This window comes from Streptomyces sp. ISL-96 (assembly GCF_018614035.1).
Classification (GTDB): Bacteria; Actinomycetota; Actinomycetes; order Streptomycetales; family Streptomycetaceae; genus Streptomyces.
Genome location: NZ_JAGGPA010000005.1, coordinates 123,385 through 141,567 on the forward strand (window position 1 = coordinate 123,385; position 18,183 = coordinate 141,567).

Here is an 18,183-nt window from a genome sequence, read left to right on the forward strand (position 1 = left end):
CGGGACAGGCACAGTGGTCACGAGAGCCTCACTCGGGGGTCGATCACGGAGTACAGGATGTCCACGACGAGGTTCGCGAGCACCACGGCGGCTGCGGCGATGAGCGTGACACCCAGGATCAGCGGAAGGTCGAAGTCGCCGATCGCCTTGACCGCCGCCTGGCCGAGGCCGGGGAGGCTGAAGGCGGTCTCGGTGAGGATCGCGCCGCCGACCAGGGCGCCGAGGTCCATGCCGAGGATGGTGAGGATCGGCGTCATCGTCGAGCGCAGGGCGTGCTTTCCGACGACCACCGGTTCGCTCAGGCCCTTGGCGCGGGCGGTACGGATGTAGTCCTCGCCCAGGACCTCCAGCATGGTGGCGCGGGTGAGCCGGGCGTACATCGCCGCGTACAGGAAGGCGAGGGTCACCCACGGCAGCACCAGGCCGCTGAACCAGGCGAGCGGATCCGACGCGATGTCGACGTATTCCGCGTCGAACCAGCCCAGTTGGGTCCGGAAGACCGCCAGGGAGAGAAGGGCGGTGAAGTAGATCGGCAGCGACACACCGGCCAGCGCGATGGTCATCGCCGCACGGTCGATCGCCGTGCCCCGCTTGAGGGCGGAGATGATGCCGGTGGTGACACCGACGATGACCCACAGCACGCACGCGCCGCCCGCCAGGGACAGCGTCACGGGAAGCCGCTCGGTGAGTACGGGCCAGATCTCCTGCTCCGTACGGAAGGAGTAGCCGAAGCACGGGGCGTCGCAGTGGAACGACGAGCCGCCACCGGTGTAGTCGCGGCCCACGAACAGACCGCTGACGAAGTTCCAGAACTGCACCAGGATGGGATCGCCGAGGCCCAGCTTCTCCCGGACACCTTCGATCGCGCCTGGGTCGGCCTGCTTGCCGATGAACATCGCGGCGGGGTCGCTGCCGGTCAGTTTCGGGATGACGTAGAAGATGCCGAAGGTCACGAGCGTGACCACGAGCAGCATCACGACGACGGCGGTCAGCCGCCTGATGAGGTATGCGAGCACTACGGTCGGCCCGGCGGCGGCCCGGGAATCCGGTGAGGGATTCCCGGGCCGCCGCACGCGGCCATCACCTGCCCTTCGGGCTTAGCGGCGGGTGTGCCGGCGGAGCGAACGGACGGTCACTTGACGCCGAGGGAGGCGTAGTCGTAGCGGCCGTTGTAGGAGTCGGCCGTGTAGACGTTGGTCAGCCGCGAGCTGCGCCAGATCACGTTCTTCTCGAAGGTGAAGGGCAGGTAGACCGCGTGCTCGGAGACCTTCTCGTTGATCTGCTTGTAGAACTCGGCGGCCTTGTCGGGGTCCGTCTCAAGCATCGCCTTGTCGAACAGGCCGTCGATCGACTTGTCCTTCAGCATCGAGAAGTTGTTGTTGCCGCTGTCGAGGATGAAACGGCTGTCGACCAGCGGCTGCGAGAAGCCCTGACCGGTCGGGAAGTCGGCACCCCAGCCCATGATGATGATGCCGTAGTTCTTCTTCTCGACGTTCTTGGGAGCGCCGATGATGCCGGAGGTCTGCGCACCGTCGTACTGGTCGATCTGCGCCTCGACGCCGATCTTGCCCAGCGACTCCTGCAGCGACTCGGCGGTGGCGATCTCCTGCGGCTTGTTGTTGCGGACCGCGATGGTGGTCTTGAAGCCGTTCGGCTTGCCGCAGGCCTTGAGCTCTTCCTTGGCCTTGGCGACGTTGCCCTTGGTGTCCTTCAGGACGTTGTACGGGTCGTACTTCGGGTCGGAGCCCTTGATGCTCGGCGGCAGCATGTTGGTGGCGATGTCGCCGCCCGCCATCGGGCCGCCGCGCGCGGTCTGCAGCGACTTGTGGTCGGCGCCGTAGATGAGCGCCTTGCGGCAGTGGACGTTGTCGAGCGGCTTGACCGTCTGCGGGAACACGGCGTACCGGATGAAGCCGGTCTGCGGGTTGTCGACGTTGGCCTTGTGGTCGCGCAGCGCCTTGGTGCGGCCGGCCGGGCTGATGCCGGTGGCGTTGATGTCGACGTCGTAGTCGCCCTCGATGAGGCGGTTGTCCATGTCGTCGGCGTTGGTGATGAGCTTGAGCGAGACCTTGTCCGGCAGCGCCTTGCGGACGGTGTCGGTCTCCTTCTTCCAGTTGGGGTTGCGGCTCAGCTCCATGCCCTTGTTGGGGGTGTAGGAGTCGATCTTGTACGGGCCGTTGGAGAAGGGCTTCAGGCCGTACTTCTCGACCGTGTCCTTGTCCTGGCGGACCGGCGTGGCCGCCGGCATGGCCAGCATCTGGAGGAAGTCACCGTTGGGCTTCGGCAGCTTGAAGACGATGGTCTTGTCGTCGGGCGTCTCGATGGCCTTCAGGCCCAGCTTGTCGGCCGACTTGTCCTTGTACGGGCCCTTGTACTCCTTCTTCGGGTCCAGGACCTGCTGAAGGTAGATGGGACCGCCGGAGATCTTGTCCTGGGCCCAGATGCGCTCGATGCCGTACTTGATGTCCTTGGAGGTGACGGGCTTGCCGTCCTCCCAGTTGACGCCGTCCTTCAGCTTGAAGGTGTACGTCTTCTTGTCCGCGGAGACCTGGCCCGTGTCGGTCGCCATGTCGGGGACGAGCTCGGTGGACTCCAGGCCCGCGGCCGGCTTGAAGGTGATCAGCTGGCGCGTGTAGTAGCGGGCGAAGTCCCACATGAAGCCGTAGTAACCGCGCTGCGGGTCCCACGAGTCGGAGTCCTGCGTACCGATGAACTTGAGCGTGCCACCCTTCTTGTCCGAAGGGTTCGCGATCTTGCCGACGGCGGCGTTGAAGCCGGGGGCCTTGCCCTTGCCGTCGGCTCCGTCGTCCTTGCCTCCGCCACCGCAGGCCGCGGTTCCGACGAGCGCGGCGACAACGAGCGCCGCGCTTGCGGCGAGCCGTCGCCTGGAAGAACTGTTGGCTGTCACGATCAGCAACCTCCGTGAGAGTGCCGGTCCTTTGCGGGACCGACGGTTTGGGTGGCCTCCTGACACATCGGCAGGGGCGGCGCGGTGGAACGTGTGCGGTGGTACGGGACGTACGGTCAGCGGGAGCCCTTCGGGTCCAGCGCGTCACGCACGCCGTCGCCGAAGAGGTTGAAGGCCAGGACCGTGATGAAGATGGCCACGCCGGGCGCGATCATGAACATCGGATCCGCCTCGTAGTACTCCTTGGCCTTGGAGAGCATCTGCCCCCAGGAGGCGGTGGGCGGCTTGACTCCGGCGCCCAGGAAGCTGAGCGCGGCCTCGCTGAGGACGTTGGTCGGGATCATCAGCGTCGTGTAGACGGTGATCGGCGCCACCAGGTTGGGCAGCAGCTCCTTGAAGAGGATGTACGCGCGGCCCGCGCCGAGGCTGCGTGCCGCCTCGACGTACTCGCGCTCCCTGAGGGAGAGCGTCTGGCCGCGGACGATCCGGCCCACGTAGGGCCATCCGAAGAAGCCGATGACGACGATCAGCGCGCCGATGCGCACCCCTGAACCGCTGAACCCCCAGAGAGAGTTGGGCAGTACCGAGACCAGCGCGATGATGAACAGGAGCTGCGGGAAGGCCAGCAGTACGTCCATCACCCGGCTGATCGCCGCGTCGACCCATCCGCCGAAGTAACCGGCGATGATCCCGAAGACCGTGCCGAGCACGACGGCGAAGACGGCCGCGAGGAAGGCGACCAGAAGCGAGATCCGGGCGCCGTACACGAGGCGGCTGAACACGTCGCGGCCGTTGACCGGTTCGACTCCCAGCAGGAAGTCGGAGCTCATGCCGCCCCAGCTGCCGATCGGCGTACCGAACAGCGGGTCGATCTTGTCCTCGTGGAAGTCGTTCGGCGGATGGCCGAGCGCGCCGACGATCAAGGGCGCGAACACCGCGACCAGGATCAGGAACAACACGACGACGCCGCCGGCCAGCGCCACCTTGTCGCGCTTCAGACGCACCCAAGCGATCTTCCAGGGCGAGCGGCCTTCGATGGCTTTCGCCGGAACATCGGCCGCGACGTCAACGGCCGCGGTCTCTGCCGCGCTCGTGTCGTGCAGTGGTGCCGTCATCGTGGTGGGGACCCCTCTCGGCTCGGCCGACGGGTAGTCGGCCCGCGCCTGCCGCTGTAGCGGCTTGTTCGCATCGCAGGTGCAAGTGGTGCAGAAGGTGCTAGGACAAACGCAGTTGCTTACGGGGAAAGCGGGTCGTACACAGGACCGACGTTCCTTGTTGCGGGAGTCTTCAATGAGCGCGCGATCACCCGCCAGCCCTGGCGGGCAATGGATGCGTAACCGTGATGTGGCCTGTGGCCTTCCGTTATCCGGACGCCGTGATCGGCTCAGCGGATCAGAAGCGGCCTATTGCGTCAGACCGGACATGCCGCCCAACGGTCGTTATAGACCGCAGAATTGGGCTATTGATCCCTGCCGAGGAGGTGCCTCAGTACGCGCGCGGCGCCGGGTAGCCGTAGCCGCCCTGGGCGGCGGAGGAGGGGGCGGCGGGCGCCGCATGCGCGTCGCGGTCGTAGAACGGGCGGGCGTTGGCGCGCAGCCACATGGAGACCGGGTCGTACTCGTCGGACATCGCGACGGTGGACACGGGCAGCCCGTCGGGGACCACACCGATCGACTGCTGCATCATCGCGCGCACCGCGTCGACGGACTGCTGGCTCGTGTCGTAGAGGTCGAGCCCGATGGCCAGATACGGCGCCCCGAGCGCCGGCTGCACCCAGGCACGGCGCAGCGCGCGGACCGCGGGCGTACGGTGGGCGTTCTGCGTGAGCAGGGCGTAGAACTGGGGGATCTCGATGGCGGGTTCGGACAGCCGCAGCGGCCCGGCGGGCATCCGGTCGAGTCCGGTCGCGATACGCCGCAGATCGAGCCAGGGGATGCCGACGCCGCCGCCCGGAGCGTGCGGATTCAGCCAGATTCCCCAACGGTCGGGAAAGAGCGCGCGCGCCAGGTCCCGCCCCGTGACCACTTCGTACGCCCGGCTCCAGCCGCTCGCGGCGAGCTCCTGGGCGGAGGTGACGCACGGGGCGTAACCGAGGCCGTCGACCTCCATGTTCCCGTACTGGGCGTCGGGGGAGCCCGCCTGGCCGTGCCAGAGCAGCATCCAGACCTTGCCGTCCGCCGGGTCGGCGAGGGCACGCAGCAGCGCCTCGTACGCGTCGTACCGCCCGGGCGTCACCTGGCGCAGCATGTGCTCGACCTGCCCGGCCGCCGCAGTGCCTGACGCGCTCACCCTGGGTCCCGCCCCTCTTTGATCCACCGTGTCGCTTCAGCTTAAGGGGCAGCACTGACACAGAGCACGAGTCAGGCGGCGCGGGTGTAGAAGGGCCGCACCTTCTCCAGCATCCAGCCGGCGACGGGGTCCTGGGCCGCCACGTCCAGCAGGACCAGGTTGACCTGCCAGGGCACCTGGACACGGCCGAGCGCCCGGCCGAGGGCGTCCATCGGGGCGCTGCCGTCCGCGCCCTCCCAGGAGGACAGCTGTACGCCGACGAACAGCGTCGGGGACTCGCCCTCGATGCTCGCGAGCGCCCGACGGGCGGTCAGTACGACGCCGCTCTCCTGGAACTCCCCGGCGGCGGCGGAGAGGAAATCAACCGGCTCCTCCTGCCAGTCCGGCTCGAAGAGCCGCACCCTGCCCCCACTGGCCGGCCCGTCCAGCGGCGTACGCCCGGCCCGGCACAGCTCGGCGACGGCGGGCGGCGGCAGCGGCACGCCGACCGCGCCGTCCGGGTTCACCGCGATGCCGAGCTGCGGCGGCAGGCCGCGGGCGAACTCGCGGGCGGGCGCCACGGCGAAGGACATGTGCGGCCCGGCGCACCGGCGCAGCTGCTCCTCGGAGCTGAACACGGGGACGTACGCCTCGCCGTGGATCTCCACGGTGGGCAGGTCGAGGTTCGGCGCGTCGGGCCCGCCGCCGGCCGGCAGCGGCACCCACACCTGGCTGCGGCCGAGCACCTCGATGATGCGGCCGCCGGCGCCGGGGTGGCCCAGCGAGGCACCGAGCACCTCTTCGAGCTCGTTACCGGGCCAGCCGTTGCCGCCGTGCGGGTGGGCGGATACGGGGAAGTCGGGGTAGTCCACGGGACGACTTTAACGCGGGCGCGGGGGTGCCCCGCGGGGCCGTTCCCCGAACTGGGGCTCCGCCCCGGAGCCCACTCCTCAAACGCCGGAGGGGCCGGACGGTGCGGCCGTCGGCCCGGGGAAATCGATCACAGCCAGCGCCCCCGCCGCATCCCGGTCCAGCAGCACCGCCGACGCACACCCCACCGGCACCCGTCCCGCCTCCGCATCCCGCACCAGCCGCCCCACCGCCCGCCGGTGCCGGGCGAACGCGTACCCCGAGACCCCACGGCCCCGCTCCTCCTGGCCGGCCCGCGCCACATCCGCCGTGACGTCCAGCAGCACCAGATGCAGCGCGACCCCCCGGCGCCGGGCGTCGCGCGCCAGCCAGCGCCGCACCCAGGCCTGCGTACCGCAGTCGTGGACGACGACGCTCTCGCCCGAGCGCAGCGCGCGCCGCAAGCCGGCATAGTGCGCCGCCCGCACCAGCGGCCGGTACAGGGCGTACGGCAGCAGACGCGGCATCCGCGCCTCCCAGCGCTCGCGCACGTCCTGCGAGTCGATACGGTGCGTCGCGCCCGCCGTGGCCGTACGCCGGATCAGGGTGCTCTTGCCACTGCCGGGCAGACCGGAGACGACCACTGTGTCGCCGGCCCCGAACGCCAGCGACCCCGGGCTGCGCCCCGCGCGCTCGCGCAGATCACGCACCGTGGGCACGGGCCACCGCGCGGCCTGCCGCACCGGCACGCCGTGCTGTGCGGGCACCGCGCCCGTCGTCGCGTACGCACCGGACTGCTGCAACGTCATCGTCTTCTTCCCCCTGTCGGGTGTCCCCCACCCTTCCCCCCACCCTTGCCCACGAAGTGTAAAGAAAAGGTAATGCGCCACAAGTCCATTTCCGTGCAATGATGTGCCCGCCAACTGCATACCGGCCGCTTGAATCCGCGCGGGAGAGTCCGAAGCACTGTGTGCCCAGGACGCCGAAGGAGCAAGTTCCTCCCTTGAATCTCTCAGGCCCCGTACCGCGCGGGCGAGGCAGATCTGAAAAGCGGGCCGCTTCGTCGCGGCTCCACCCAAGGTGCAAGCCGAGACAGCCAACAGCAAGTCTCTCGGTGAACCTCTCAGGTTCCGATGACAGATGGGGAGGATTGTCCTCGCCTGTCATGCCCTGGGAGCCCCGCACATGAGCAATGTCCCCCGTCACACCGCCCTCGACGCACTGCATCGTTCGCTGGGCGCCACCATGACCGACTTCGCGGGCTGGGACATGCCGCTGCGGTACGCCAGCGAGCGTGACGAGCACAACGCCGTACGTACCCGCGCCGGCCTCTTCGACCTCTCCCACATGGGCGAGATCACTGTCACCGGCCCCCAGGCCGTGGACGCCCTCAACTACGCGCTCGTCGGCAACATCGGCACCATCGGCCTCGGCCGCGCCCGCTACACCATGATCTGCCAGGAAGACGGCGGCATCGTCGACGACCTGATCGTCTACCGCCTGGGCGAGACCGAATACATGGTTGTGGCCAACGCCGGCAACGCCCAGATCGTCCTCGACGCGATCACCGAGCGCGCCGCCGCCTTCGACGCCGTCGTACGGGACGACCGTGACGCGTACGCCCTGATCGCCGTCCAGGGCCCCGAGTCCCCCGGCATCCTGAAGTCCGTCACCGACGCCGACCTGGACGGGCTGAAGTACTACGCCGGCCTCCCCGGCACCGTCGCCGGCGTCCCCGCGCTCATCGCCCGTACCGGCTACACCGGCGAGGACGGCTTCGAGCTGTTCGTCGCCCCCGCCGACGCCGAGCAGTTGTGGCGGGCGCTCACGGACGCGGGCAAGGACGTCGGCCTCGTCCCCGCCGGCCTCTCCTGCCGCGACACCCTGCGCCTCGAAGCCGGCATGCCGCTGTACGGGCACGAGCTGACCACCGAGCTGACCCCCTTCGACGCGGGCCTCGGCCGGGTCGTGAAGTTCGAGAAGGAGGGCGACTTCGTCGGCCGCACCGCCCTTGAGGCCGCCGCCGAGCGCGCCGAGACCGCGCCCCCGCGCAAGCTGGTCGGCCTGATCGCCGAAGGCCGCCGCGTCCCCCGCGCCGGTTTCCCGGTGGTCGCCGACGGCAAGGTCATCGGCGAGGTCACCTCCGGCGCCCCCTCCCCGACGCTGGGCAAGCCGATCGCCATGGCATACGTCGACGCCGCACACGCGGCGCCCGGCACCTCCGGTGTCGGCGTCGACATCCGCGGTACGCATGAGCCGTACGAGGTCGTCGCGCTGCCGTTCTACAAGCGCCAGAAGTGACCCCCCGCACAACCTCCCCGTTCACCAGCACTCCCCCGCGTACAGGAGAATTCAGCTCATGAGCAACCCCCAGCAGCTGCGTTACAGCAAGGAGCACGAGTGGCTGTCGACCGCCGAGGACGGCGTCGCGACGGTCGGCATCACGGAGTTCGCGGCCAACGCGCTCGGTGACGTCGTCTACGCCCAGCTCCCGGCGGTCGGCGACACGGTGGCGGCGGGCGAGTCCTGCGGCGAGCTGGAGTCGACGAAGTCGGTCAGCGACCTCTACTCCCCGGTAGACGGTGAGATCGTCGAGTTCAACCAGGACGTCATCGACGACCCCTCGCTGGTGAACTCCGCCCCCTTCGAGGGCGGCTGGCTCTTCAAGGTGCGCGTCACGGGCGAGCCGGACGACCTGCTCTCCGCCGCCGAGTACGACGCCTTCTCCTCCGGCAACTAAAACCCTCGAACGGGACCGTGATGACGCTTCTCAACACTCCCCTGCATGAGCTCGACCCCGACGTCGCCGCCGCCGTCGACGCCGAGCTGCTCCGCCAGCAGTCCACCCTCGAAATGATCGCCTCGGAGAACTTCGCTCCGGTCGCCGTCATGGAGGCCCAGGGCTCCGTACTCACCAACAAGTACGCCGAGGGCTATCCGGGCCGCCGCTACTACGGCGGCTGCGAGCACGTCGACGTGGTCGAGCAGATCGCGATCGACCGCATCAAGGCGCTCTTCGGCGCCGAGCACGCGAACGTACAGCCGCACTCGGGCGCCCAGGCCAACGCGGCCGCGATGTTCGCGCTGATCAAGCCCGGCGACACGATCATGGGCCTGAACCTCGCCCACGGCGGGCACCTGACCCACGGCATGAAGATCAACTTCTCCGGCAAGCTCTACAACGTGGTCGCGTACCACGTCGACGACACCACCGGTGAGGTCGACATGGCCGAGGTCGAGCGCCTCGCCAAGGAGTCGAAGCCGAAGCTGATCGTGGCCGGCTGGTCGGCGTACCCGCGCCAGCTGGACTTCGCCGCCTTCCGCCGCATCGCGGACGAGGTCGGCGCGTACCTCATGGTCGACATGGCGCACTTCGCCGGCCTGGTCGCCGCGGGCCTGCACCCGAACCCGGTGCCGCACGCCCACGTCGTCACGACGACCACGCACAAGACGCTCGGCGGCCCGCGCGGCGGTGTGATCCTGTCGACTCAGGAGCTCGCCAAGAAGATCAACTCCGCGGTCTTCCCCGGTCAGCAGGGCGGCCCGCTGGAGCACGTCATCGCCGCGAAGGCCGTCTCCTTCAAGGTGGCGGCCTCCGAGGAGTTCAAGGAGCGCCAGCAGCGCACCCTGGACGGTGCCCGCATCCTGGCCGAGCGCCTGGTGCAGGCGGACGTCACCGAGCACGGCGTGTCCGTCCTCACCGGCGGCACGGACGTCCACCTGGTCCTCGTCGACCTGCGGAACTCCGAGCTCGACGGCCAGCAGGCCGAGGACCGCCTCCACGGGCTCGGCATCACGGTCAACCGCAACGCCATCCCGAACGACCCCCGGCCCCCGATGGTCACCTCGGGTCTGCGGATCGGTACGCCGGCCCTGGCGACCCGCGGTTTCCAGACCGAGGACTTCGCCGAGGTCGCGGACATCATCGCCGAGGCGCTGAAGCCGTCGTACGACGCCGACGCCCTGTCCGCCCGCGTCACGGCGCTGGCCGGCAAGCACCCGCTTTACCCTGGTCTGAAGTAGTTACGTACGACACAGACTGAATAACGGGGCACCGCGCACACTGAACAGTGAGTGCGGTGCCCCGCACCGTGTTGCCCCGCCTTGATCATCTGCACCACCCCGGCAGACAACGGCGTCTTCCCCACCACTTAGGAGTTACCCCGTGGCCATCTCGGTCTTCGACCTGTTCTCGATCGGCATCGGCCCCTCCAGCTCCCACACGGTCGGCCCGATGCGCGCCGCCCGCCTGTTCGCGGGCCGCCTGAAGAACGACGGCCTGATGGCCCACACCGCCTCGATACGCGCCGAGCTGTTCGGCTCGCTCGGCGCGACCGGCCACGGCCACGGCACCCCGAAGGCCGTGCTGCTCGGCCTGGAGGGGAACTCCCCGCGCACGGTCGACGTCGAGACCGCCGACGAGCAGGTCGAGCGGATCAAGGCGGACAAGCGCCTCAGCCTCCTGGGCGTGCACGAGATCGCCTTCGACTTCGACGCGGACCTGATCCTGCACCGCCGCAAGGCCCTGCCGTACCACGCCAACGGCATGACGCTGTGGGCGTACGACGCCGAGGGCGCGCCACTGCTGGAGAAGACGTACTACTCGGTGGGCGGCGGCTTCGTCGTCGACGAGGACGCGGTGGGCGAGGACCGCATCAAGCTCGACGACACAGTGCTGAAGTACCCCTTCCGCACCGGCGACGAGCTGCTGCGCCTGGCGAAGGAAACGGGCCTGTCGATCTCCGCCCTGATGCTGGAGAACGAGAAGGCGTGGCGCACCGAGCCCGAGATCCGCGAGGGGCTGCTGGAGATCTGGCGCGCCATGCAGGACTGCGTCGCGCGGGGCATGGCACAGGAGGGCATCCTGCCCGGCGGCCTGAAGGTGCGCCGCCGCGCCGCGAACACCGCGCGCAAGCTGCGCTCCGAGGGCGACCCGCTGGCCCTCGCGATGGAGTGGATCACGCTCTACGCGATGGCGGTCAACGAGGAGAACGCCGCGGGCGGCCGCGTCGTCACCGCCCCGACGAACGGCGCCGCGGGCATCATCCCGGCGGTCCTGCACTACTACATGAACTTCATCCCGGGCGCGGACGAGGAGGGCGTGGTCCGCTTCCTGCTCTCCGCGGGCGCGATCGGCATGCTCTTCAAGGAGAACGCCTCGATCTCCGGCGCCGAGGTCGGCTGCCAGGGCGAGGTCGGCTCCGCCTGCTCGATGGCGGCCGGCGCCCTGGCCGAGGTCCTCGGCGGCACCCCCGAGCAGGTCGAGAACGCCGCCGAGATCGGCATGGAGCACAACCTGGGCCTGACCTGTGACCCGGTCGGCGGCCTGGTCCAGATCCCGTGCATCGAGCGCAACGGCATGGCGGCGGTCAAGGCGGTCACGGCGGCGAAGATGGCGATGCGCGGCGACGGCAGCCACAAGGTCTCCCTGGATAAGGTCATCAAGACCATGAAGGAGACCGGCGCGGACATGTCGGTCAAGTACAAGGAGACCGCGCGCGGCGGGCTCGCGGTGAACATCATCGAGTGCTGAGGTTCTCGGCCCTGACCAGCGCGTTTCGTTCTTTCGGCGCTGTCAGGGCCTTCCCTGCTTGCACAGCGGAAAGTCCCTGGAAAATCCCTCGGACAGACCTGAAAGTCCCTGAAAAGTCCCTGGGAAATCCCACGGGATGGCCGTCTGGCCTGGGGGTTCGTGGCACCTACTCCACGACGGATGCCCCTCGGGCACAGCCGCCCGATGACTCATCACGGAAAACCCCTCGAAACTGCGATGGCCCGCGCCTCGGAGGCGGCTGGGGAGACGCGATGTTCGCCGCACCGACGTGCGATCCGCCTCGATACCTACGGCAAGAATCCGACACAAGGGCGCCCGGGTCCGGGATAGTCGCGGCACCGCCCTGCCCGTCCACCGCCCCAAGCATGTATTAAATCGATCCCATACCCCATTGAATGGGCACCGTTCGATACATGGATGCTGCGGAAAGCTCCTGCTTGGAGCAGCGGCTGGCCGGCCTCTCCCCACGTTCACGACGGCGCAGGTACGTCAGTCCCTGCTCTCCCCCGCGATCTGGCGTCCTTGGTCGCGGAAGGGGAGATAGACGAACTGTCCCGTGGGGTGTACCGCCAGGCAGACGCACCGGAGACCACGCACACGGATCTTCTGGCCGTGTGCACGCGAGCTCCTCGCGCTGTCGTCTGCGGTGAGTCTGCCCTGGCCCTGCACGAGCTGATCGACGACATCCCCGTAGCAGTACACATCGCCAAGAACGCGGCCCGTGTACAACGCAGTCCGCAGCGTCGTCGACGCGATGCGTCACCGCAACCGCATCGGCGAGACCCTCGTTCTGTCCGCACTCGGCCGCTACCTGCGCCGAAGCGGACGCGGGGGAATCAGCGAACTCCAGCACATCGCGCGCGAGCTGGGCGCACTCTCCGCCATCCGCCCCGCCGTAGAAGCGGTGCTCGCCTGATGGCCAACCCCGCACGCGACACCACCGCCGGCCGCGTCTACTGGGCGCGATCGTCGGACGGCCACGCGAGCGGTCCGACGCGCTGCTGCGTGACCATGGCTACGACCACGACAAGTACCGCCGAATGGTCTGGGCGATGAGCGTGAAGCCGGTGATCGCCCGCCGCGGGGTTCCTCACAGATCCGGACTCGGAGTCCACCGCTGGTGGTCGAACTGACCGTCGACTCCTTCACCTTTGGCTCATTCCGGTATAAATAGGATAATCAACCTATTCGTGGGATGGCGCGCGTACCCACCGCCCATCACCGTCACAGGACAGGCAGGCCAGGTCATGGCGAAGAAGCCGGAGTCGTCCCAGCCGTCACACGGCGAGGGGCCGAGCAGGCACCAGGGCAAGCACCAGCACGGCTGGGCACCGGATGTGGACGAGACGCGCCAGCAGGACAACCCGAGCGCGCACCGTTCGTTCCATACGGACGAGTACGCCCCCGGGAAGGGCCCGGGCCGGAAGGTCTCCCGAGAGGAGAAGACGCCAGTGCCGGGGGACACGGCCAAGAGCCTCAGCGACCGGGGAGAGGACCACGCCAAGGCGAACGACGAGGAAGGCATGCACGACCGGGGCCGCAAGGGCAGGTCCCGACGGCCCAGCGGCAGCAAGGACGCCTCGGCCTTCACGGGCGTGGACCCGCAGGACCCGCCCGACAAGCACAAGAGGGGCTAGCACAGCCCGGCTCGCGCCGCCGCGCCCCCTCGGCGGCGGCGCGGCCAGCTGGCGGGTCAGCAGATCCGGGGCAGCTGCTCCCCCATCGGCAGGTCGACCACGCGAGTGCCCCCGAGGCCGGTGCGGGCCACCACCATGCCGGGGTGTGCCTCCACGGCCTCACCGATCACCGTCGCCGCCGCGCCCAGGGGGTGCGCGCGCATCGCGTCCAGAACCGCGTCCGCGTGCTCGCGAGGGACGAACGCGACCAGCTTGCCCTCGTTGGCCACGTACAGCGGATCCAGGCCCAGGATGGCGCAGGCATTGGCCACGGTCGGCGGGACGGGAACGCCGCGTTCCTGGATGACCACACCGGTGCCGGAAGCGGCCGCGATCTCGTTGAGCGCGGCGGCCAGGCCGCCGCGGGTGGGATCCCGCAGGACGTGCAGGTCCGGGGTGACCGCCAGCATGGCCTCGACGAGTCCGCCGAGAGCCGCGCAGTCACTCTCGATCTCGACGCCGAACTCCAGGCCCTCGCGCACACTCATGATCGTCACGCCGTGGACGCCGATGTCCCCACTGACGATCACCACGTCGCCGGGGACGACGCGCTGCGGCCTCAGGTCGACCCCTGCCGGGATGAGACCGATCCCGGAGGTGTTGATGTAGATGCCGTCCCCGTGACCGGCTTCCACGACCTTGGTGTCGCCGGTCGCGACTTCCACCCCCGCTGCCCGCGCAGCCGCCCCCATGGCCTCTGCCACGCGTCCCACCACGGCGACCTCGACGCCCTCCTCCAGGATGAATCCGCAGGACAGGTACGCGGCCCGGGCGCCGCTCATGGCCAGGTCGTTGACGGTGCCGTTGACGGCGAGGTCACCGATGCTCCCGCCGGGAAAGAACAGCGGCCGCACCACGAAGGAGTCGGTGGAGAAGGCCAGTCGCGCCCCGCCGAGCGATACAGCGGCGAAGTCGCCCAGTTGGGCGAGGACCTCTCCGCCGAAGGCAGGCGCGAAGATGTGCTGCACCAGTTCGGCGGAGAGTGCGCCGCCGCCCCCGTGGCCCATCACCACCCGAGGATGGTCGCGCAGCGGGGCCGGACAGGTCCAGGTGGTGAGGTCCGGTGCACGGAGCTGGGTGACGTCAGGCAACGGGGCTCGCCTCCAGGGGTGCGGTGGTGGTGTCGAGGCGCCGGTAGAGGTAGTACGCGGCACACGCCCCCTCGCTGGAGACCATGGTGGCCCCGAGCGGACTGCGGGGAGTGCAGGTGGTCCCGAACGCCTCGCACTCGTTCGGCTTCAGCAGGCCTTGCAGCACCTCGCCGCTCCGGCACTCGGCCGGCTCCCGGGTGTGGATGCCGGTCACCGAGAAGCGGTACTCGGCGTCGTAGTCCCGGTAGCGGGGGGACAGCCGCCAGCCGCTGTCGGGGATCACTCCGATGCCGCGCCAGGCCCGGTCGGTGACCTCGAACACGTCCTCCAGCATGGCCAGTGCGGAGGGGTTTCCTTCGGGCCGGACCGCACGCGAGTAGGCGTTCTCGACCGTGTGCTCGCCACGCTCCAGCTGCCGTACGGTCCGGCGTACGCCTTCCAGGATGTCCAGCGGCTCGAAGCCGGTGACCACGATCGGGACGCGGTACCGGTCGGCCAGAGCGGGATACTCACCGACGCCCATGACGCTGCAGACGTGTCCGGCCGCGAGGAAGGCCTGGACCCGGCAGTCCGGGGACTGCATGATCGCCTCGATCGCCGGGGGGACCCGCACGTGGGACACCAGCAGGCTGAAGTTCCGGATGCCCAGCCGACGTGCCTGGTGGACCGTCATGGCGTTGGGCGGCGCGGTGGTTTCGAAGCCGATACCGAAGAACACCACCTCGCGATCCGGGTTCTCCCGGGCGATCCGCAATGCGTCGAGCGGGGAGTACACCACCCGTACGTCGCCGCCCTCACCGCGGACCTGGAACAGGTCGCGGCCGGTGCCGGGGACGCGGAGCATGTCCCCGAACGAACAGAAGATCACCTCGCGGCGGGAGGCGATCTCCAGCGCCTTGTCGATGACCTCCAGCGGAGTGACACACACAGGGCAGCCCGGCCCGTGGATCAACTCCACCAGATCGGGGAGAAGCTGGTCGATGCCGTGCCGGATGATCGTGTGCGTCTGTCCCCCGCACACCTCCATGAGGGCCCATGGTCTGGTCACCGTGGAATGGATGTCGTCGAGCAGGCGCCGGGCCAGGTCGGGGTTCTGGAATTCGTCGATGTACTTCACTTCTGGGCCTCCTGCGGTGCTTCACTTCCATCGGGCCACGGGGCTCCGCCCGCCTCCGCGGCCAGTTCCCACGGATCTCCGAACTCCTCCTGGAGCATGCCGAGAGTCGCGAAGAGGTCGAGCGTCTGCCTCGCCGACTGCTCGTCAAGGCGCTGGAGAGCGAACCCGACGTGCACGATGGCGTACTCGCCGACCTGGAGGTCCGGCAGGTATTCCAGGCACACCTCCTTCACCACGCCGCCGAAGTCGACGGTGGCCATACGAGTGCCGTCACGAACCTCGATGTCCATCACTTTCCCGGGTACCGCCAGGCACATGGGGTTCTCCTCGCTGTGGTGGTCCGTGCCCCCTTTGCGGGTGGGGCGTCAGTCGGCGGTTCTGTGTCCGGCGATCACCAGTTGGCCGAGCGCCAGTCCCCCGTCGTTCGGGGGCACCTGGTGGTGGCGCAGCACCGTGAAACCGTCCTTCCGCAATGCCTCGGCGCAGGCCGAGGAGAGCAGCGCGTTGGCGAACACGCCGCCGGTCAGGGCGACGGTGTCCAGCCCGTGCCCCTCGCGTGCCACGACGCAGGTGCGGTGGACGAGGGCGGCGACCGCGCGGTGGAAGCGTGCCGCGACGAGTGCCGGTGGGACACTGGCGCGTACGTCGTCCGCGATCGCCGCCAGGACGGGCGCGGGGTCGGCGGTCCACGCGGCCCCGACGGCCCGCTGAGGGGGTCGGAGGGCGAACGCGTAGCCGGTACGACCGTCCGCGGTGCCGGCGCTCTCGGCGGTGAGCGCCGCGGCCTCCAGTTCGATGGCGGCCTGCGCCTCGTATCCGGCCCGGTGGCACACCCCCGCGAGCGAGGACACGGCGTCGAAGAGGCGGCCCATGCTGGAGGTGGGTGTGCAGTTCAGGTTCCGCTTCATCTGGGTTTCCAGCACCCGCCGTTCGTCGGGCGGGCAGACCGCTACGCAGGGCAGGTCGTCCGTCCAGGCGATGCCGGCCGCGCGCAGGTGGGCCAGTGCCATGCGGTAGGGCCGGTGCACGGCGGCGTCGCCGCCGGGCAGCGGGACATAGGCGAGGTGGGCGAACCGGGTGAAGCCGTCGTAGTCGGCGAGCAGGAACTCCCCGCCCCACACCGCCCCGTCGTCGCCGTATCCGGTGCCGTCGAAGCCGACGCCGATCACCCGGTGGGTGCCGTCCAGCCCGTGCTCGGCCATCGCCGCCGCGACGTGTGCGTGATGGTGCTGCACTCGCACGAGCGGCCGGCCGGCCGCGTGCCGCTCGGCCCACTGGCCGGAGCGGTAGCCGGGGTGCCGGTCGGCGGCCAGCGCCAGGGGCTCCACCCCCGTGATCGACTCCAGCTGCCGCTCGGCGCGCTCGAAGGCGTACTGCGTGGCGAGGTCGTCCATGTCCCCGATGTGGGCGGACAGCCAGGCCCGGCGCCCGTCGGCCAGGCCGAACGCGTTCTTCAGGTCTCCCCCGACCGCGAGGGTCGGCCTGACGGGCACCGGCAGGGTGATCGGCAGGGGGGCGTAGCCGCGTGACCGGCGCAGGATCATCCGTTCTCCGTCCAACACCCGCACCAGGGAGTCGTCGCACGGCACCTGGATCGGGCGGTCGTGCGTGAGCCAGGCGTCGGCCAGGTGAGCCAGCCGCTCCAGTGCCTCGGCATCGTCGGTGACGATGGGTTCGCCGGCCGTGTTCCCGCTGGTCATGACGAGCAGGCGCGGCCCGGTGGGGTCTGCGGGCAGGCCGAGCAGCAGGTGGTGCAGGGGTGTGTACGGGAGCATGACACCCAGGTCCGGACTGCCGGGCGCTACCGCGTCCGACACGCCTGGGGCCCCGAGCCTCGGTGGCGGCGTCGCCCGGCGGCGCAGGAGGACGATGGGCCGCACCCCTCCGGTCAGCAGGGCGTGCTCCTCGGGGCCGATGTGAACGAGGTGCTCGACGTCGGCGCTGTCGCGGGCCATGAGGGCGAAGGGCTTGTCGCCGCGGGCCTTACGGCGGCGCAGCAGGGTTACGGATTCGTCCTGGGAGGCGTCGCATGCGAGGTGGTAGCCGCCGAGGCCCTTGACGGCGAGGATGGCGCCGTCGGCCAGGAGCCTGCGGGCCTGCGCGACGGGGTCCGCGGCGGGCACCTCAATGGGGGTGCCGCCCTCGGCGGTACGCAGCAGACGCAGGCGGGGCCCGCAGTGGGGGCAGGCGACCGGCTGTGCGTGGAACCGGCGGTCGGCCGGATCGGCGTACTCGCGGGCGCAGTCGGGGCACATCGGGAAGCCGGCCATGGTGGTGTGGGCCCGGTCGTACGGCAGGCCGGTGACGATGGTGAAGCGCGGGCCGCAGTGGGTGCACGTGATGAACGGGTGGCGGTGGCGCCGGTCGGACGGATCGGCCAGCTCGGCGAGGCATGCGGCACAGGTGGCCACGTCCGGCGAGACCAGCGTGCGCGCGGGTCCCTCGGACCGGGAGGCGATGATGGTGAACCCCGCACCGCCGGAGGCGGGAACGTCCTGGTGGTCGACGGACTCCACCACGGCCAGCGGGGGTGCTTCCGCGGCGATCCGGTCGCAGAACAGTGCCACGGCGGACGGCGTCCCCTCGACCTCCGCCACCACGCCTTCCTCCGTGTTGCTCACGTGGCCGGACAGCTCCATGGCCGTGGCCAGGCTGTACAGGAACGGCCGGAAGCCCACGCCTTGGACGACCCCCCGGACCATGACCCGGCGGCGCTGCGA

The 18,183-nt window shown here is 69.7% G+C and carries 16 protein-coding genes and 1 riboswitch; of the genes, 6 read left to right on the forward strand and 10 right to left on the reverse strand.

All coding sequences use genetic code 11. The features are described from left to right. Positions 1–17: 17 nt before the first annotated feature. From J7E96_RS03480 to J7E96_RS03505, 6 genes are all read right to left on the reverse strand, one after another. The gene (locus tag J7E96_RS03480; protein WP_215127466.1) at positions 18–1,016 is read right to left on the reverse strand and encodes an ABC transporter permease; all 999 of its coding nucleotides are present in this window, start codon (positions 1,014–1,016) and stop codon (positions 18–20) included. 116 nt (positions 1,017–1,132) lie between these two features. Then, on the reverse strand, positions 1,133–2,911 hold the full coding sequence (locus J7E96_RS03485) for an ABC transporter substrate-binding protein (protein WP_215127468.1): 1,779 nt from the start codon (positions 2,909–2,911) through the stop codon (positions 1,133–1,135). Between the two features lie 113 nt (positions 2,912–3,024). After that, a complete protein-coding gene (locus tag J7E96_RS03490) occupies positions 3,025–4,023 on the reverse strand; it encodes an ABC transporter permease (protein ID WP_215127297.1) in 999 nt (332 codons plus the stop codon). A 370-nt stretch (positions 4,024–4,393) separates the two neighbouring features. Beyond that, entirely contained in the window at positions 4,394–5,197 is an 804-nt protein-coding gene (locus J7E96_RS03495; RefSeq protein ID WP_215127299.1) for an enhanced serine sensitivity protein SseB C-terminal domain-containing protein, read from the reverse strand. 71 nt (positions 5,198–5,268) lie between these two features. Continuing rightward, positions 5,269–6,048 (reverse strand): enhanced serine sensitivity protein SseB, encoded by a 780-nt coding sequence (locus J7E96_RS03500; protein WP_215127301.1) that lies wholly within the window; start codon positions 6,046–6,048, stop codon positions 5,269–5,271. Between the two features lie 78 nt (positions 6,049–6,126). Continuing rightward, on the reverse strand, positions 6,127–6,834 hold the full coding sequence (locus J7E96_RS03505) for an AAA family ATPase (protein ID WP_215127303.1): 708 nt from the start codon (positions 6,832–6,834) through the stop codon (positions 6,127–6,129). Positions 6,835–6,964: 130 nt separating this feature from the next. Then, positions 6,965–7,062, forward strand: a riboswitch (glycine riboswitch). A gap of 148 nt (positions 7,063–7,210) precedes the next feature. Here J7E96_RS03505 and gcvT point away from each other — a divergent pair. The 6 genes from gcvT (at position 7,211) to J7E96_RS03535 (ending at position 13,216) form a co-directional block, all read left to right on the forward strand. Then, positions 7,211–8,326, forward strand: a complete 1,116-nt coding sequence (gene gcvT / locus J7E96_RS03510; RefSeq protein ID WP_215127305.1) for a glycine cleavage system aminomethyltransferase GcvT — start codon at positions 7,211–7,213, stop codon at positions 8,324–8,326. A 58-nt stretch (positions 8,327–8,384) separates the two neighbouring features. Next, positions 8,385–8,765 (forward strand): glycine cleavage system protein GcvH, encoded by a 381-nt coding sequence (gene gcvH, locus J7E96_RS03515; RefSeq protein WP_215127307.1) that lies wholly within the window; start codon positions 8,385–8,387, stop codon positions 8,763–8,765. Positions 8,766–8,785: 20 nt separating this feature from the next. Continuing rightward, on the forward strand, positions 8,786–10,048 hold the full coding sequence (glyA, locus tag J7E96_RS03520) for a serine hydroxymethyltransferase (RefSeq protein WP_215127309.1): 1,263 nt from the start codon (positions 8,786–8,788) through the stop codon (positions 10,046–10,048). Between the two features lie 142 nt (positions 10,049–10,190). Then, entirely contained in the window at positions 10,191–11,558 is a 1,368-nt protein-coding gene (locus J7E96_RS03525) for an L-serine ammonia-lyase (RefSeq protein WP_215127311.1), read from the forward strand. A 742-nt stretch (positions 11,559–12,300) separates the two neighbouring features. Then, on the forward strand, positions 12,301–12,495 hold the full coding sequence (locus J7E96_RS37040; protein ID WP_251069327.1) for a hypothetical protein: 195 nt from the start codon (positions 12,301–12,303) through the stop codon (positions 12,493–12,495). A 331-nt stretch (positions 12,496–12,826) separates the two neighbouring features. Then, positions 12,827–13,216 carry a hypothetical protein gene (locus J7E96_RS03535; protein WP_215127313.1) on the forward strand — a complete coding sequence of 130 codons (390 nt, stop codon included), beginning with the start codon at positions 12,827–12,829 and terminating at the stop codon, positions 13,214–13,216. A gap of 56 nt (positions 13,217–13,272) precedes the next feature. Here J7E96_RS03535 and hypE read toward each other — a convergent pair whose 3' ends face one another. The 4 genes from hypE to hypF are packed head-to-tail and all read right to left on the reverse strand — an operon-like array spanning position 13,273 to position 18,165. After that, entirely contained in the window at positions 13,273–14,346 is a 1,074-nt protein-coding gene (gene hypE / locus J7E96_RS03540) for a hydrogenase expression/formation protein HypE (RefSeq protein ID WP_285439395.1), read from the reverse strand. Then, entirely contained in the window at positions 14,339–15,463 is a 1,125-nt protein-coding gene (gene hypD / locus J7E96_RS03545) for a hydrogenase formation protein HypD (protein WP_215127315.1), read from the reverse strand. The genes hypE and hypD overlap by 8 nt, the downstream gene beginning before the upstream one ends. Further along, entirely contained in the window at positions 15,460–15,780 is a 321-nt protein-coding gene (locus J7E96_RS03550; RefSeq protein WP_215127317.1) for a HypC/HybG/HupF family hydrogenase formation chaperone, read from the reverse strand. The genes hypD and J7E96_RS03550 overlap by 4 nt, the downstream gene beginning before the upstream one ends. A 48-nt stretch (positions 15,781–15,828) precedes the next feature. Then, positions 15,829–18,165: a carbamoyltransferase HypF gene (gene hypF, locus J7E96_RS03555; RefSeq protein WP_215127471.1), complete on the reverse strand. Its 2,337-nt coding sequence runs from the start codon at positions 18,163–18,165 to the stop codon at positions 15,829–15,831. Positions 18,166–18,183: the final 18 nt, after the last annotated feature.

Bases quoted from the DNA above. Each gene is read 5' to 3' on its own strand.
- J7E96_RS03490 (WP_215127297.1), bottom strand. From the start codon at position 4,023: ATGACGGCACCACTGCACGACACGAGCGCGGCAGAGACCGCGGCCGTT.
- J7E96_RS03505 (WP_215127303.1), bottom strand. From the start codon at position 6,834: ATGACGTTGCAGCAGTCCGGTGCGTACGCGACGACGGGCGCGGTGCCC.
- gcvT (WP_215127305.1), top strand. From the start codon at position 7,211: ATGAGCAATGTCCCCCGTCACACCGCCCTCGACGCACTGCATCGTTCG.
- gcvH (WP_215127307.1), top strand. From the start codon at position 8,385: ATGAGCAACCCCCAGCAGCTGCGTTACAGCAAGGAGCACGAGTGGCTG.
- glyA (WP_215127309.1), top strand. From the start codon at position 8,786: ATGACGCTTCTCAACACTCCCCTGCATGAGCTCGACCCCGACGTCGCC.
- J7E96_RS03535 (WP_215127313.1), top strand. From the start codon at position 12,827: ATGGCGAAGAAGCCGGAGTCGTCCCAGCCGTCACACGGCGAGGGGCCG.
- J7E96_RS03550 (WP_215127317.1), bottom strand. From the start codon at position 15,780: ATGTGCCTGGCGGTACCCGGGAAAGTGATGGACATCGAGGTTCGTGAC.
- hypF (WP_215127471.1), bottom strand. From the start codon at position 18,165: ATGGTCCGGGGGGTCGTCCAAGGCGTGGGCTTCCGGCCGTTCCTGTAC.